This is a genomic window from Nitrospira sp. (genome assembly GCA_030653545.1).
Lineage (GTDB): Bacteria > Nitrospirota > Nitrospiria > Nitrospirales > Nitrospiraceae > Nitrospira_D.
In genome coordinates this window covers 45,484-61,761 of sequence record JAURZE010000005.1, presented here as the reverse complement: position 1 = coordinate 61,761, position 16,278 = coordinate 45,484, and the positions used below count along the sequence as shown (strand labels likewise).

Annotated in this window: 17 protein-coding genes; 12 read left to right on the top strand and 5 right to left on the bottom strand. The window is 58.3% G+C overall.

Annotated elements, in window-relative coordinates; genetic code table 11:
* Positions 1–137: 137 nt before the first annotated feature.
* Complete coding sequence (locus Q7U39_00695; protein ID MDO9116447.1) at positions 138–1,046, bottom strand: glycosyltransferase; 909 nt, start codon at positions 1,044–1,046, stop codon at positions 138–140.
* Positions 989–1,513 carry a hypothetical protein gene (locus tag Q7U39_00690; protein MDO9116446.1) on the bottom strand — a complete coding sequence of 175 codons (525 nt, stop codon included), beginning with the start codon at positions 1,511–1,513 and terminating at the stop codon, positions 989–991. Before Q7U39_00690 ends, Q7U39_00695 begins: the two co-directional genes overlap by 58 nt.
* Positions 1,514–1,648: 135 nt before the next feature.
* Here Q7U39_00690 and Q7U39_00685 point away from each other — a divergent pair, with 135 nt between their 5' ends.
* The 4 genes from Q7U39_00685 to Q7U39_00670 all read left to right on the top strand — a co-directional run bounded on the left by Q7U39_00685 (position 1,649) and on the right by Q7U39_00670 (position 6,242).
* Positions 1,649–2,737, top strand: coding sequence for a saccharopine dehydrogenase C-terminal domain-containing protein (locus Q7U39_00685; GenBank protein MDO9116445.1), 1,089 nt, complete (start codon positions 1,649–1,651; stop codon positions 2,735–2,737).
* Positions 2,734–4,260, top strand: a complete 1,527-nt coding sequence (locus Q7U39_00680; protein MDO9116444.1) for an aldehyde dehydrogenase family protein — start codon at positions 2,734–2,736, stop codon at positions 4,258–4,260. The genes Q7U39_00685 and Q7U39_00680 overlap by 4 nt, the downstream gene beginning before the upstream one ends.
* Before the next feature lie 38 nt (positions 4,261–4,298).
* The gene (locus Q7U39_00675; protein ID MDO9116443.1) at positions 4,299–4,913 is read left to right on the top strand and encodes a hypothetical protein; all 615 of its coding nucleotides are present in this window, start codon (positions 4,299–4,301) and stop codon (positions 4,911–4,913) included.
* A 324-nt stretch (positions 4,914–5,237) separates the two neighbouring features.
* Positions 5,238–6,242, top strand: a complete 1,005-nt coding sequence (locus tag Q7U39_00670) for a hypothetical protein (GenBank protein MDO9116442.1) — start codon at positions 5,238–5,240, stop codon at positions 6,240–6,242.
* Between the two features lie 317 nt (positions 6,243–6,559).
* Here Q7U39_00670 and Q7U39_00665 read toward each other — a convergent pair whose 3' ends face one another.
* Positions 6,560–7,900: an ArsB/NhaD family transporter gene (locus Q7U39_00665; protein MDO9116441.1), complete on the bottom strand. Its 1,341-nt coding sequence runs from the start codon at positions 7,898–7,900 to the stop codon at positions 6,560–6,562.
* 436 nt (positions 7,901–8,336) lie between these two features.
* Between Q7U39_00665 and Q7U39_00660 the strand changes: the two genes are divergently transcribed.
* Positions 8,337–8,702 (top strand): hypothetical protein, encoded by a 366-nt coding sequence (locus tag Q7U39_00660; GenBank protein MDO9116440.1) that lies wholly within the window; start codon positions 8,337–8,339, stop codon positions 8,700–8,702.
* A gap of 55 nt (positions 8,703–8,757) precedes the next feature.
* Here the strand turns inward: Q7U39_00660 and Q7U39_00655 are convergent, their stop codons facing one another.
* Complete coding sequence (locus tag Q7U39_00655) at positions 8,758–9,168, bottom strand: nuclear transport factor 2 family protein (protein ID MDO9116439.1); 411 nt, start codon at positions 9,166–9,168, stop codon at positions 8,758–8,760.
* A 244-nt stretch (positions 9,169–9,412) separates the two neighbouring features.
* Here Q7U39_00655 and Q7U39_00650 point away from each other — a divergent pair, with 244 nt between their 5' ends.
* From Q7U39_00650 to Q7U39_00620, 7 genes are all read left to right on the top strand, one after another.
* A complete protein-coding gene (locus Q7U39_00650; GenBank protein MDO9116438.1) occupies positions 9,413–9,739 on the top strand; it encodes a PilZ domain-containing protein in 327 nt (108 codons plus the stop codon).
* Positions 9,740–10,144: 405 nt separating this feature from the next.
* Positions 10,145–10,465, top strand: a complete 321-nt coding sequence (gene erpA, locus Q7U39_00645) for an iron-sulfur cluster insertion protein ErpA (protein MDO9116437.1) — start codon at positions 10,145–10,147, stop codon at positions 10,463–10,465.
* 57 nt (positions 10,466–10,522) lie between these two features.
* Positions 10,523–11,428 carry a thiamine pyrophosphate-dependent enzyme gene (locus Q7U39_00640; protein ID MDO9116436.1) on the top strand — a complete coding sequence of 302 codons (906 nt, stop codon included), beginning with the start codon at positions 10,523–10,525 and terminating at the stop codon, positions 11,426–11,428.
* A gap of 46 nt (positions 11,429–11,474) precedes the next feature.
* Positions 11,475–12,365, top strand: coding sequence for a thiamine pyrophosphate-dependent enzyme (locus Q7U39_00635; GenBank protein MDO9116435.1), 891 nt, complete (start codon positions 11,475–11,477; stop codon positions 12,363–12,365).
* Between the two features lie 99 nt (positions 12,366–12,464).
* On the top strand, positions 12,465–12,701 hold the full coding sequence (locus Q7U39_00630) for a hypothetical protein (GenBank protein ID MDO9116434.1): 237 nt from the start codon (positions 12,465–12,467) through the stop codon (positions 12,699–12,701).
* A 68-nt stretch (positions 12,702–12,769) separates the two neighbouring features.
* The gene (locus tag Q7U39_00625; GenBank protein ID MDO9116433.1) at positions 12,770–13,492 is read left to right on the top strand and encodes a hypothetical protein; all 723 of its coding nucleotides are present in this window, start codon (positions 12,770–12,772) and stop codon (positions 13,490–13,492) included.
* A 215-nt stretch (positions 13,493–13,707) separates the two neighbouring features.
* The gene (locus Q7U39_00620) at positions 13,708–14,604 is read left to right on the top strand and encodes a lytic transglycosylase domain-containing protein (GenBank protein MDO9116432.1); all 897 of its coding nucleotides are present in this window, start codon (positions 13,708–13,710) and stop codon (positions 14,602–14,604) included.
* 33 nt (positions 14,605–14,637) lie between these two features.
* On the opposite strand, the gene Q7U39_00615 is transcribed toward Q7U39_00620, so the two are convergent.
* Positions 14,638–16,266 (bottom strand): GNAT family N-acetyltransferase, encoded by a 1,629-nt coding sequence (locus Q7U39_00615; GenBank protein ID MDO9116431.1) that lies wholly within the window; start codon positions 16,264–16,266, stop codon positions 14,638–14,640.
* Between the last annotated feature and the right edge of the window lie 12 nt (positions 16,267–16,278).

Genomic DNA, 16,278 nt, shown 5'->3' with positions numbered 1-16,278 from the left:
CCCCGTTTCATATTGGCCCTGTGCGCGACAACACTGGCGGCTAGTATACCGATCCCCCTGGCTGATGGGAATGAACAACTGGCGGGAGTCGTGCATTCGACTCACCGGCCAACAAGACGGGCTGACATGGGCCAGACCTAGCGAGTCATCCAGGAACGATTTCGCACCGTCACTAGCGCGTAGGGGAAAATCCACAGAAGGCTCACGAAATGAAAATAGGCATAGAGAACGCCATAGAAGAATTCGCGGGAACGTTCGCTATGGAGGAAATAGAGCGAATAAAAAATGGATACGATGCCGATGGAGATCAACAAACGGACGACGGTCAGCGGATCCTGCACACTTAAATAGAGCATCAATCCCAGCGAACTATAGGCGACCGGATACCGGAGATTTGTGACCGTCGTCTCGATCAACGTCAAGGCCATCGCCGGGAACGGCAGTGTCCACATAATCTTCCAGAGCCGTATTTCCTCCCGAATATAGCTGCGGTCCCACCGCAGGAACATCCGACACAGTTTCCGATAGGTCTCCGGCGCCAGCGTCTGCACCACGGCGGTACGCTGGTACACCGCCCGATAGCCGGCGGCCAGCACATCGTTCGTCAACGCCCGATCCTCGCCGATCGTACACACCTCGCCGAGAAACCGCTGATGCACCCAGGCAGGAACCAGGGCATGCACGACCGACGCACGATAGGCTGACAAGGCCCCCGGGCAGCAATAGACGGTGCCGTAGGTCGATTGCACGCTGCGCAGAAAATCGAACGAGAGCACAAACCGAACGTGCAACATACGCGGCAGGACCGACTGAAACCGGTTCAGCACACAGACCTTGCCCGCCACCGCACCGACACGTTCATTCCGGAACGGGCCGGCGATCGCCAGCAGTGCGCCTCGTTCGACCAGACTGTCGGAATCGACCGTGACGAGAATCTCCCCAGTCGCCCTGGCAAACCCGGCCGCGAGCGCGGCCCGTTTCCCGGCATTCACCGGAAGCCGGATCGTCTGCACAAGGTCAGGGCGCCCCCGTTGCGCCGCGTCCACGTGCCTCCAGGTGTCATCTGTGCTGCCGTCGTGATCACAATGATTTCCAGACGCCCTCTTGGATATTCGGCCCGCGCGCAGGCGTCCACCGCCTTCCGCACCATCGCCCCTTCGTTATACGCGGGAATAATAATCGACATCCGCGGCGCCTCATCATGAGAGACCGCGGCCACCGGATGATACCGCACCCAGAGCAACGTCCGAATGACGATGAGCGCCATACCCATCGTAAACCAGAGAAGACTGGGACGCGCGATAATCGCGGCCCACCCTTGAATCTTCAGCGCATCGGCCAGCGGGTCAAACACCTCGTGGCTGAATCGAATCGTGGTCGCCACCACCGCACTGAAGACGATGACTGTCGCAATGACGAATCGAAGGTCAACACTCAGCCAGACGGGCCGATCCTCGACAGAATGGGAAAACGGAGCAGAAGACGACGTGGGCTCGACCGAGAATGATTCCATGAATAGTTCCTTGCGCAATCGTCATGAACACCTCAAAAAACGCGAAACGGTACTAGGGCCACCCTTCACCTGTCAAGACTGGACGGCTGGTGAATGTCCCGGAGAGGAGTATACTGAGAATACGAGAGGCGCATTATGTATCGAGTACTGGTCCTCGGTGCAGGAAAGATCGGTTCGCTCATTGTAGGCCTGCTCTCTCAACACGGCCGTTACGAGGTGCATCTCGGCGATGTAAATCTGGACGGAGCGAGCCGCCTCGTCGCGGATCTCAAACTTGAGCGAGTGACTCCCTGCCTCCTCGACGTCCGCCACCCGGACATGGTCAGCACGTACCTCTCGATGCATCCCGTCGATGCGATCGTCTCCAGTCTCCCCTATTTCTGTAACCCCACCGTGGCGGGGCTGGCCCTGACTCACGGCGTCCATTACTTCGATCTGACCGAAGACATCGAGGTGACCAGCCAGATTCGCGTGTTGAGCGCCGGCGCCTCCCAAGCCTTCCTGCCGCAGTGCGGCCTGGCGCCGGGGTTCATCAGCATTGTGACGCACGACCTCATGACGCATTTCCAGAAGCTGGATACCGTGAAGATGCGCGTCGGCGCGCTGCCGGTCCATCCCAGCAATGCGCTGAAATACTCGCTGACCTGGTCGACCGATGGCCTGATCAATGAATACGGCAACCTGTGCTACGGCATCGAAGGGGGCGAGAAAGTCCCGCTCCAGCCGCTGGAGGGTTACGAGACCATCGAGCTGGATGGGCTACTCTACGAGGCCTTCAACACATCCGGAGGATTGGGCACGCTGGCAGATACATATGCCGGGCAAGTGCAGACGATGAATTACAAGACGTTGCGCTATCCGGGGCATTGCGAAAAGATCCATCTCCTGATGAAGGACCTGAAGCTAAACGAAGACAGGGACACGCTCAAGCGAGTACTGGAGCACGCCGTTCCGCAAACGCTCCAGGATGTCGTCCTGATCTACGCCTCGGTCACCGGGACCAAAGAGGGGGGATTCTTTGAAGAGAACTACGTCAAGAAGGTTTACCCTCAATGCATCAAGGGCAGGCTCTGGTCGGCAATTCAAGTCACGACCGCTTCCAGCCTCTGCACGGTGCTGGACCTCGTCCTGCGCGATCCAACCCATTACCATGGCTTTGTCACACAGGAATCTATTTCGCTGAAGAACTTCCTCGCCAACGACTTTGGAGCATGCTTCCGATGAGCACAATCCAAACCGCCCTCAAGGAGCTTGGTATTCAAGCGATCAACCCTGGCGGAAGCACTGGTTCAGGGTGGTGGTCCAGTCAATCCGGCAAGCCTTTATTGCCATCGATTAACCCGGCAACAGGAGAAATGATATCCAGAGTAATACCATGCTCATCAGATGATTACAGCAGTATATCAAAAGTATCGGTTGATGTATTCCAATCATGGAAAATGGTCCCGGCACCGAAACGCGGGGAACTCGTGAGACTCATCGGCCAGGCACTCAGAGAGAGGAAGGATGACCTCGGCACCTTGATCGCTCTGGAAGTCGGCAAGATCAAAGCTGAAGGAGACGGCGAAGTTCAGGAGATGATCGACATGGCCGATTTCGCAGTCGGGCAATCGCGCATGCTCTATGGGACGATGATGCACTCCGAACGGCCGGCGCATCGCATGTCCGAACAGTGGCACCCTCTCGGCCCCGTTGGGGTGATTACCGCCTTCAATTTCCCCGTTGCCGTCTGGGCATGGAACGCCTTCCTGGCCGCGATCGCCGGAGATACCGTCATCTGGAAACCATCCCCCAAGGCTCCGCTCTGCGCAATCGCGGTTCAACAGATCTGCAATCGTGCGATGCAGCAGCAGGGCTGTCACGGCGTGTTCTCGCTCTTCGTCACGGATCAATCCAGCCTGGCCGAGACCATGGTCCAGGACTCGCGCCTGCCTCTCATCTCGTTCACAGGATCCGCGGCGGTCGGCCGCCGGATCGCATCAACCGTCGGCAGCCGATTGGGGCGGGCGCTGCTCGAACTCAGCGGTAACAACGCCATCATCATCGATGAGACCGCAGACCTTAATATCGCCGTGCGCGCCATTCTCTTCGGAGCCGTAGGCACCGCCGGCCAGCGCTGCACAACAACCAGACGCCTGCTCGTCCACGAATCTTGCTATGAGGCGGTAACGGCCGCACTCGTGAACGCCTATGCGCACATTCGCATAGGCAACCCCCTGGAGCCTGACGTCCTGATGGGCCCGCTGATTGATCAGGCCGCAGTCGACACCTTCCGTGCCGCCATCGACGAGATTAAAAAGGAAGGTGGCAAGATTCTCTACGGCGGACAGGTGCTGCAGCGGCCGGGACATTTCGTCGAACCGACGATCGTACTCGCACAGAACCACTGGCCCGTGGTCCAGCGTGAGACCTTCGCCCCGATCCTTTATGTCATGACGTTCCGTACGATCGACGAAGCCATCCGGCTCCAGAACGATGTGCCGCAGGGCCTCTCATCGGCCCTGTTCACCACAAGACTGCAGCACAGTGAGCGGTTTCTGTCCTCGGCGGGCAGCGATTGCGGAATTGCCAACGTCAACATCGGCACATCCGGTGCGGAAATCGGCGGGGCATTCGGCGGCGAGAAGGAAACGGGAGGCGGACGGGAAGCCGGCTCAGACGCTTGGAAAGCCTACATGCGCCGTCAGACCAACACGGTGAATTGGGGCACGGATCTGCCGCTCGCGCAGGGCATCACGTTCGGCTGAATAGCTGACGGCTGCAACTCCGGGAGAGAAGGGAGACCATGATGGATCAGAATCGGGAACTCGATGGACTCATGGTGCGCATGGTGGGGGAATTCGTCCTGCACAATCAGGCCGGAAAAACGCTGCAAGCCATGCTCGACGAGGCGGGAGTCGGCCTCACGCCCGTGATCGATCATGTGACCTTGCGGACGCTCGATATCGATCGCCGGGCCGAGCCATTCATCGCCCTCGGATATGCCTACGACGAAACGCTGGAGTACGACGACTGGTACGCCAAAGTCTATCGGAAATCCGGCTACCCTGCGCTCTTTGTGGATCAAGCCTATGCGGGCGACCGCGGACGAACCAGCATTATTCCCGGATGGGTTCAGAACTTCGGCGACCAGGTCTTTCACCATATCGCGGTTCGCGTGGAGGATATCGAGAAAGCCGTCCGGCAACTCAACAAAAGAGGCATCCTATTCGCCGGACACATCGTCGGGGCACGCGGAGACTCACTCCGGCAGATTTTCTCATCGCCTGAAATGGTCGATGGCCATCCCTTCTCGGTGCTGGAACTGGCCGAACGACACGAGGGATACCAAGGATTTCTACCGCCACAAGCCGACAGTCTCATGAAGTCGACTGCGCCGCGTGAGACTTCACGCAAATAACTCATCATCTTCCGGCGATGTCTCGGTGACCGCATCAGCGTTCATTCGACGCCGCCGGCCCCACGCACAAGATCCCGCCCAGCATCACGATACACCTTGTGTTACCGCCAACATCCTGTTAGGGTGACACTTGATCGCGTAAGACCTCCGGAGTTTAGAGGCCGCAGTATCCCCCGGCACACCGAAGTCTGACGCGATTTTTGTTTGCCCGCACAAGACCGTCCTGCATCTGCTGAGCAGTCCCCGTTGGCCTCACACCCATCGCTCGCAAGACCAGTCCGACACCGTCGCGTGGTTTGTTGTCACATTTTCAAGAGGTGCATTTTGTTTCATGAATTCTCGTCCACGTTTCGAGCTCTCCTTCGCAATGCCGCGGGGAGCGCTTACCACATTACAATTGTTGCGCTGAGCGGAGGCATCGCCCTCCTGCTGCCAGCGGGAGCCAAACAGTTTCTCTCCTTCTGGTCTCAGGTCGAGCACAACAAGCTCTCGCTGATCGCCGTAGAAATGTCGGTCGCCGTGCTCCTGATCGCAGGACTGAACTTTCTCCATCGGAGCCTTCGCGACCGAACCCTGGCGGCGTACGCGACCGGAGCCGGGCTCGTCTCCTTCTTCCCCCGGCGTGCCCGAGGCGCGGAACGACGTATCAGACAACTCAAAGAAGATCAGGGGACGGGCCGCACCATCAAGGTGATCGGGTCAAGCGGGTACAGCACTCTGGTCGACCAGGTAGGGGACCTCTCTTCGGTGCTCGACAAGTGTCTGGGCGCACAAATCCTCCTGGTCAATCCATACAGCGAGGAGGCCAGTGCTCGCATCCAGGCTATCGGCCATCCTGAATTTACCCTGGACGGATTCCGCGAGGAAGTCCGGCAAAGCATCACGCTGCTCAAACGCCTGAAGGCGATGGGCAAAGTTGTGAAGCTCAAGCTATATGCCGATCCGCCTCTGGTCAAAATGGTTGTTCTGGGTGACTATTTGTGGCTCCAGCACTACCACGCAGACCTTGATATCGAGACCATGCCGGAATATGTACTGCGGCACAATCGAAAGACCCACGGGCTCTACACGCTCTACACGCATTACTTTGAGCAGCGATGGGAAAATCCGGAGATCCCTGAATACGATCTAGACACCGACGAACTCGTCTATCGAAGCAGAACCGGGAACGAACTGCGGCGTGAGCACTTTGAACCAACCGCGCTGCCCTGCCTGGAAGTACCCGTAGCCCGAGCACGGGCGCTTCCGGCTGACATCGGTCAGCGAGAGTTACGCACGAACGATGTTCCGGAACTGGCGTACGGGCGAATGAAGGCCTGGTCAGAATAGCTCAATAGAGCCCGGACTATCACCGGGACTCAATCTGGTGAGACTTCTCGGCTGATGAAAGACCGGTGTTTGCTCTGGATGCGGCGGGCCGCATCCAGAGTCAGACGCTGCTCTTTGATAGATACGAGAGGCTAGGCCACCGGCGTCAGATTCTTACGGCTCACGGTGAAATTCGGCGATCACGCTCTTCCAGAAGACATACTCGTTCGATGCCTTTCAACTTCACGTTATCTTGCCGGACAGGACGTCAGAACCCACGCCGACTAACTCCTCATCATAATTCAATGGACGTTCCCGTCCTATGCAGCAGCAACCGGTCAACGCAGGAAGAGGAACCATAGATAGACGGAGCTCATGAGGATTGATCCGATCATGACAGGAAATCCAAATTTAAAAAACTGCCAGAAGGAGATGTGATACCCCGCTTTGCGGGCGATATCCACGATCACCACATTGGCACTCGCACCGATAATCGTGCCATTCCCCCCCAAACAGGCGCCGAGCGCGAGCGCCCACCAGAGAGGAATGATATCCGGCTGATGCACCAACGTGGCATAGTCGGTAATTTCCGGGTGTAAGGATCGCGCAAGATCCACAATCAGCGGATTCATCGCGGCAACATAGGGAATGTTATCCACCGCGGCCGAAAGCAGAGCCGAGCCCCACAGCACCGCCATAGTGGCTCCCCCAAGATTTCCCTGCGTCACCGCCACCAACTGATCGGCCAGGTAGCGAATCACGCCAACCTTGACCAATCCACCGACCAGAATAAACAAGCCGATGAAAAAGAAGATGGTTTTCCACTCAACGTCCGTGAGATACGACAAGTCCTCGATATCCTCGGGGGCCCGCCTCGCATGTCCAAGTAACATGAAGAGGCTCGCCCCCAGGAGAGCGATCGTCGCCGGCTCAAGATGAATAAGCGAATGCAGACAGAAGCCCGCATTCACGATTCCCAATAGCCAGAGACAGCGGTGCATGAAGGGTCGATCCGACACGGCATCCCCGGAGTTCAACGCCAGCACGGCGGTTCGAAGATGGGGTGCCACGGTCATTTTACGCCCGAAGATACCCCAGATGGAAAGCAGGAAAACGGCCATGATAAGTATGACCACTGGCCCCAAAATCAGCAAAAAATCGAGATACCCGAATTCGGCCTTGCTCGCAATCATGATATTCGGCGGATCGCCGACAAGCGTTGCCGTCCCGCCGATATTGGACGCCAGCGCCTCGGTCACCAGGAAGGCAATAGGATTGAGCGCCAGCCGCTTGGTAATGGACAGCGTGACCGGCGCCATGAGCAAGACAGTCGTCACGTTATCGAGCATCGCCGAAAGCCCGGCAGTCAAAAGCGACAACAACACCAGGAGACGAAACGGCCTTGCATCCGCCCGCTGCGCGGCCCAAATCGCCAAGACCTCGAAGAGACCGGTTTCTCGGACAATGTTGACGATCACCATCATCCCGATCAGCAGAAACACGACATTGTAATCGACGCCAAACTCATGAGAGTAGAACGCCTCGTCTTGCGACATCACCCCCAGCCCAATCATGACCGCTGCTCCGAACAGCGCGACGATCGTCTTGTGAATCCGCTCGGTGATGATGACGAGATAGCACACGCCAAAAATGAGTAGGGCCAGAGACACAGAAGACATTCAATACCTCTCGTCGCATATGGTCAGATATGGGCTCAGCATCATTCACTCATTATCAGGACGCCGCTGCCGCAATGCAACGAGAGTTGCCCCGGCCGTCCATCGCCTAGGTCCGTGCAGAAGTCCCCTAGCCCATATGCCGACCTTCAATTCTGCATTCGGCATCTCGCTCCGAAAAACATTCCCACGATTACCGTTGATGGGGAGCATGGGTGTCCGCCCACAATTGCACGGAGAGACAATGTTTTGTCAGTCTGCGTGGAGATACCTAGCCGTTCAAGCGCCGGGTTGTCGTAAAATCCCCTCCAAAACATCTGAAATCTCCTGCCGTAGGCCTCGGCATAATGCTTGCTGAAAAACTCATCGAAGGCCGGGAACGACCGAAAAACAAACGAGTCTTTCACGTGCCCCTGGCAGACACCAAGGAGGAGATCAGATGAAAACGATTGGCATGAAATCAACAATGGCACTGGCTCTGGCTATCGGAATCACAGGATCCGTGAGCGCCGGCCTGGCATGGGCGGAAGCCGAGTACGCTCCCTCATCCAACCCGAAGACCCAGGAGCTGGATACTAAACCAGGTCCGGCATTTACGACCATCGACGGGAAGGTCAGAAAAATTGAAGGCAACATCTACGTGGTCGAAGGTCCTGCCTACAATGCGATCGGGGGAGGAGCCAACTCCAACGAAATCCGCGTCTTTGTCGGCAAAGACACCAAGAAGATCAGCGGGGACAAAAGAGTGGGAGATAAGATTCGCGCGGAGCTGACGCAGGGCGGCTTCGCCAATTCCATCCAATAGCGCCCCGCCGCTTCCCACATATCCGTCAACCTTACAGCGGGCTGGTCCGGAAGGATCAGCCCGCTTTCATTGTGAACTCAGCCCCTCTTCCAGCCTCCGCAAGCCAGTCTGGCAAAAGATAGTGCGCACTCACCTCGACCACTGTTCGATCCGGGCTGAATCGAAACACCTCGGCCACCAGACCACGATGGCCACGATACATCAGCGTGAGCCCCTGCACCCCGGCCAGAATTGAGACCAACTGAAAATGCAAGTCCGGGAGGAGCTGCAGTCCCTTCCTCCAGTAAGCCCGCACCGCCGCTTTCCCTTTGAGACACCCGCTCGGCTCACCGGCAATCGTGACGATGAGCGGAGACCGCATCTCTAAGTCGTCCGCATAATGTACCAACACCCGATCCAAATCGTGAGCGTTCCAGGCATCGATCCACTCCGCGGCAAAAGCTCGGAAAAACTTCTCATCCATCATCTCAGGCCCTGTGATCGCCAACGAACGACACTACCAGTCTCCTGATCGCCGTAGGCCATCTCAGTGTGGCCCCGCCCCTTCACTGACGCACAGCAAAGAACGGCGAATCTCGTCCTCTACAGAGCCTTTCAGCGCAAAAGACGGGAAATACGCGACCTCGCACGATTCAGCTCAGGCATCGCACCTGCACCAACCCGGTCAAAAGATCCACCGCATCGAACCACGACCGAGTACGAGGTAACCTATGGTGCTACGACAACACCCCCGCTACCATGCGCCATTCTCCGGCACGCTGGTCTATCAGAACCATCCCCATACGATTACAAACTCGGTGGATCTCTCACGCAAAGGGTGCCGGCTCGAAAGTTCCGTACAGGTCGTTGCCGGCACACGAGTGGATCTACTCCTCTACCTCAGTGACGAACCAGTTCCCGTACTAATCCAGCGCGCCACCATCCGCTGGGCCGGGGCCCATGGAATTGGAATTGAGTTCCCGTCGCTCGCCTCTCCTCATCGAGAACGACTGGACGGCACACTCCAACAGCTCGCAGGCCAACCCGGTCGTAGCTGATCGGCAGGCCGCCTTCACCGAAAACCTGCCTTCCCCCGGCAAACCAGAACGCTCACACAACGGCCCCACCGGATTCCCCGGCCAATACCTCAGGACAATCGCTGAATCACCGGCGTGACCTTACCCTTAATAGCGCTTGACTACGACTTCATTTGCGCCCAGAGTGAATTTAGTGACGTCTCAAGCCCCGCTGACTGTCCCATCCCTCGCGCTCCCGCACTCTGCTCTGCGCGACTGATTCTCCGGTCTCCGCCGCTTCCTACGCCAGCGGTTCTTTCACTCCCTTTTGTCGAGTTTCTCCGTAACCGGAAGCGCTCTTCGGCGTCCGGCGTTGAACGGGACTTCTACGCGCGCTTCGTAAGAGGCATTGCGCAGGCTTCACACATCAGTAGAGGAGATACCGCCATGATTACAGTGACCTCAACGGCTGAAGAAAAGATTCGTGAACTGATGCGGGAAGAGCAGGATACGATCGGCCTGCGCGTCTACGTGAAAGGCGGAGGTTGCCACGGCTATCAGTACGGGATGGCGTTCGAGTCCAAGATGAGCGAGGACGACACCGTCGTGGAAATGGGCGATGTGAAAGTCATCATGGATTCCCAAAGCGCCCCGCTGCTGAACGGTTGCGAAGTCGATTATACGGATAGCGTGCAGGGCTCAGGTTTTGCGATCAAGAATCCGCAAGCGAAAACGACGTGCGGATGCGGCAGTTCATTCAGCGCATAGAGGCAGTGTGCCTCAACGTCAAACATTGAAATTCAGCAAGGCTGAGAGGAGATATACATGAGCAAAGAACGCATCACCATTTCACCCGACCTCTACGACATCATGCCGCCCGAATATCAGGACCTTGTCACCAAGGCCACCTACGGCAAGGAAGACCGGGGGTGGAAGGATATCGGCACGGCCAAGGAACTCATTGAGCAGCACTCGCTCTGCGCCGGTTGTCCTGAGTCCATGGCGTTTCGTTACATTTTAGCCTCGCTCCCCAATCCCGAAGATACCGTCATGGTCGGATCGACCGGCTGCACCAGTCTTGTCTTTCCTCATGTCGCGCTCCACAACATTCATTCGCTGTTCGGCAATCAAAATGCCGTGGCATCAGGCCTGAAGCGGGCGTTGACCGTCCGTTTTCCAGGACGAATCAAGGATGTGGTCGTGCTGGCCGGCGACGGCGCTACCGTGGACATCGGACTCGACATGACCTTGCAGGCGTGGTTCCGCCAGGAGAAATTCACCACGATCTGTTTCGACAATGAGTTGTATGCCAATACCGGCGGTCAGGAAAGCGGGCTCATGCAAAAAGGCTTCGTGGCCAAAATGGCTCCGATGGGCAAGAGTTTCGACAAGGTGCGGCTCCCTGAAATTGCCCGGGAGGCCGGGTGCCACTACGTCGTGAACTGTACGGTGAGCAAACCCTCCCTGGTAGAGAAAGTGATCCGGAACGCCGTGCTCGTGGCGCGCGAGATCGGCCCCACCTACGTGCAGCTGTATACGCCCTGCATTCTCGAAATCGGCAAGGACAGCCAGGAGGGACTACAAGAAATGCGCGACGCGGAGAAGCCGAGCGAGCGCTTCGCCTACAAGGAATACATGAGCGAGCCGGCCAAGGAACTCATCGCGGAACTCGCTGCGAAGGCAAAAGAAAAGAAAGACGCCGCGAAGCAGTTGGCGTCATCCCAGGCATAACAAGGATCGCCGCAGCTGCGGCCTACACACAGAGCGGAGGTGCCAGATGAGTCTCGATTATGTGAAATTCACCCCGGGGTTCGATGCGTTCATGCCGAAAGAATATAAGGATATGGTGGAGCACGGGCCCTTCGGAAAGAAAACAACCGTCTCGCAGATGGGCAGCTTCAAGGAAATCCTCGAAGAACACCCCATGTGCGCCGGCTGCGCGATGACCTTGTTTATCCGCTTGGCGATCATCGCGTTTCCCAATCCCGAAGACACCATTACGGTTGGAACGGCCGGATGCGGCCGGTTAGCCATTTCTCAGGCGGCGATTCCCTTCGTGTACGGCAACTACGGCGACCAGAACGGCGTCGCCAGCGGGTTGTCGCGCGGGTTGAGGATCCGCTTCGGCGACAAACCCAAGGATGTCGTGGTGATCGCGGGGGACGGAGGAACCGCCGATATCGGATTCCAGCAAGTGCTCCATTCCTGGTTCAGAAAAGAACGGTTCACGACGATCATGCTGGACAACGAGGTCTACGGCAATACCGGCGGGCAGGAGAGCGGAATGACGACCAGAGGCGCGGTCCTCAAGATGGCGCCGCTCGGCAAGAAGTTCGAAAAGATGGATATGGTCAGCATGGCCAAAATCGCCGGCTGCGCCTATATCGCCACCGTGGTGCCGAACAATCCTCGGCGGGTGGAAAGTTGCATCAAGAAGGCCGTCCTGATCGCGCGGGAAGTCGGACCGACCTATATTCAAGCCTATACGTCCTGCAATATCGAGTATGCGATCCCGACCGACAAGGTTATGGAAGATGCCAAGAACGTCGAGGACGATCGCTACAAATTCACCGAGTATGTCAGCGACGAGGCCAAGGCCTATCTGGCCGAGCGGTACGGCTACAAGGAATTTCTGCCGAAGCCGGTTGCTGCTGTCGTACAGGCGTGACAGGATAGGTGGAAGATTCGGGAGCCGGGCACGATGCACCGCCCGGGTCTTCCACCCTTCACCCGGCACGCCTTGCCGATAATTCGACCGAGGTACACCATGACGGACTCCACAGCACGCATCAGGAATACACAGACTCCTTTTACACTGACCTACGGCATGCGGCTGGATCCAGGGACCGGTGCAGAAGAGGCGCATCCGCACATGCCGATCGTCCTGCCCGACGGATCGACCGGCAACATCACCCTGCATGTGATCAACGGCACGCCGGAAGAAATCAAAGCGCGGTTACTGGAGAGCGTCGACGCATTTTTCGAGATCCATGCAGAAACGTAAGCACCGCGATTCATGACCGGAGCCTGGAACCGCCGAAAAGGATTCTGCGGCCGTCTGGAAAGGCCATCATGCAGACGCTTGATATCGATCGCCCCGGGATGCCGGACCTTCAGTTCGTCCTGCTCGTCACGGCGCTGTGCACCTCCCGGCTGACTTCACTCAATGTCCCCGATGACGTGCGTACGGCACTCTTCGACCGATGCTGGATGCTCATCCATGAAAGCCCTCCACCCGATGAGCGGGAGAAGCGCGTCATCGATCTCCGTCCCTGGAGTGAAACGACGCTGGATGCGATGGTCGAGACAATCCGCACCGTGCTGACGAACGCGGGTATTCAAACGTTGAGCTGGGACCACTCACCCAGTGAACCGACCTGGACCAGTACTCCGGAAGCGCTGCCGTTGATCCAGCGACTCGAGCAACTCTATCCGCTTCCGTCCGAGACGCCCGCCCACCGGCCGGTGACCAAGGTAGGAAGCGTCACTGATACTGTGCCCTCCCTCAGGGAGGGAAATGCCTCCATGAACAGTGAACAAGCGCATCTCCAACAGCTCATCGGTGAGATGTCGGCATTGATGACGGCATTCTCCCCGGCGCTGCAGCGGCATGCGGCAACACTTGAATCGGGTGGCAGAGATGCCGAGTTGATCGACAAACTGCTTAAGGGTGCCGGCGTGATGCGCGACAGCGGATATATGTATCTGACGTGGGCCCGCCATTATGTCGCGCTATCCGACGAGAACCTTCAAGCCGCCGAAGAAACAGATGAGACCAACTTCGGTCCCTCATAGATCCAGCCCGTGAGAAGCTGTGCGGAAACGAACGGCCAGCCCGCCACGCTAGAGGCACCCTCAACGCAACCCGCTTTTGACTGAACCATCTGAAGATGGGAAGACCGTCATCTCCTTCCCCAGAAACGCATTTGTCGACTGTTATGAGGCCGATATCAATCCTTCCCTGCGCTCAACATGCAGGCATGCCTCCATTTTTGAGTTATAGTACAGGCATGCCGCCCCGATCCCATCGCCGCAACGCCCGTTCCCCTCGCCGCAGAGCGGGACGCTCGCGCCATCGACGCAGCTTTGCCGGATCCCGCCGCTTCATGCGGTCCCGCTGGCAGGAGTGTCGCACATTCTTTCGGGCACTGGGAAAAACGACGCCGGCGGTGCGAATCGTCGTCAGCGTTGCGCTGATTCTCGTGCTCTGGCTGGCGGTGAACTGGATGTACCATGCATTCCACAAACCCACCGAAGTCCTGTTCCCCCTCGACAACGCATTCGACAAGAGCCCGGCGAAAACCTGGCAGGAATACGGCGCGCTCTTCCGTGAACATTCGACCGCCGTCATCGCGCCGGAACTGCTCGCCGCACTGGCCCAGAGCGAAGGAGCGGGCAACCCCGTGGCGCGGACCTACTGGCGATGGCGGGCTTCGTGGAATCCCTTGGAGTGGTATCAGCCGGCGTCAAGCGCGGTGGGTATGTACCAGCTCACCGACGGAACGTTTCAGCTGGCAAAGCGCTACTGCGTTCACGATCACGAGGTCGTCGAAGACGGCCCCTGGAACAATTTCAGCTCCTGCTGGTTCAACCGCCTCTATTCCCGCGTCGTGCCGAGCCATGCGATCGAGATGACGGCCGCACTGCTCGACCGCAATGTCGCCGCCGCGATGGGCCACCGGCGGGCGGCATCGGCGACGCTCCAGAAAAAGCAGGATCTCGCCGCCATCATCCACCTCTGCGGAGCAGGAGCGGGCCAGGATTACGCGAGGCGCGGTTTCCGGCTCCTTCCCCACCAGCGCTGCGGCGACCACGATGTGAACACCTACCTGGCGCGCATCAATGGATTGAAGCAGCAATTCGCGCATCTGGCAGCGGGGAATCGAGCGCTCCGGCAGACTCGGTGAACACACGATGAGTGTGCGACCTGAAATACCGTCTCAGGTAAAATGAAGCACTTCCGAATGGGCAGGTTCATGGCCCCGCATGGAATGGCCGGAGCGCAGGAGTTTCTCGCCGAGGCCGACGGCCAGGTTGCGGTAGATAATGACCCCGATGTCAGGACGCCGGCGGATGAGATCGGCCAGATCGCGCTGGAGCAGTTCGGCCGCTTCGACAGGGCCCTCCGCCGTAGCCGTCGCGGAGTGCGGCCGGGCCGAGAGCAGTGACACTTCCCCGCAGGTCTCCCCGGTGCGGACGGTTCCGATTGTCACCGGCGGGCTGCCGCCGCTGATGACGACTCGCCCCTGCAGCACCAGATACAGCCGGTCTGTTGGATCGCGCTCGACAAAAAGACAATCCCTTGGCTGCCATTCCCGCACCGTACAGATTCCCGCCAGCCGGATTGCCTGCTCACTGTTCATGCCGTGGAACAATGGAATCTCCTTGATGGCCTGTGCCATGCGCGGGGCGATGACGCAGGTGGAGAACCCGCGCATCACCACATCGGCGACGACCCGGACCTGTTCCGTCAGTGCGAGCGGCCCCAGATCTTGCAGCTTGTTCAGCCGCACCATCTTTACGATATCGAGCCGCTCCACCTGATAGAACACCATGGCCGGCACATAGGCAACTGGCATAAAGTTTAGCTCCAGAAGCGTGCGCTGCATCCGGGGGGCATAGGCACTGACGTCGATCTCGATGTACTCGATCCCCATCTCCTCCCGGCACTTCCGCTCCAGTTCAACGAGTAGAAAACGCACGACATCGTCGGCCAGAGCAATGAGCTCGAATACGTGGACGGTGTGTTCGACCGGATCCATCATATAACCGACGGCTCCGGCGATGTGGCCGCCGGAGCGGGCCAGAAAGTAACTGGTTTGCCGCGAATGGAGTTTGAAAAACCCGTAATCCAGCCGCATGGGGCCGAAGATTTCCCGGTTGCGCACCCGCCCCCGCTCAATACGCAGTAAGGCCGGATAGCCTTCGGACTGCAGTTGCTCAATGGTGTAGTCGCCCCCGGCCGGATACGGAGCGGAGTCTTCGTCGACGATGAAATCCGGGGTCAGCGGCGGGTGGCTCATCACGAGATTCGCCAGGGCATAGACCTCGGGAATGATCCGCGGATTGTTGCGGCGCAAGGCGAGTGCATCGCCGAAATACCGGACCAGCAAAGCAAAGCTCTCGCGGTGGCGAAAGAAATGCTTCAGCGGCAGAAACCCGGTGGGGGTGAACCCGTGCGCGAGGCTGATCTGCTGGGCATAGGGGTGGACGGTACGGGCGACGACGAGGCCGACGTGGAGGCGGTTCTGAATCACCTCCAGGCGCTTCTCCATCAGCAGCTTACCGACCTGCAACCGGCGATAGTCCGGATGGACCGCGAGCCGGCCGAACTCGCCCACGAGATCGGAATGGGCTCCGAAATCAAACAGCACGGAAGCCGTACCGATCACCCGATTGGCCTCCGTATCTTCGGCGACGAGAATCAGCGCATCGTCCGTGAAGACCGAGCGCTTCAGCCACAATTCATCGTAGAGTTCGCGATGCGGGTAGTCGGTGCCGTAGACCGCGAGAAAAATCTCGCGGATCTGGCCGACATCTTCTTCGCAGGCTTCTCTGATCCGAATCATGGCCGTCCCGTA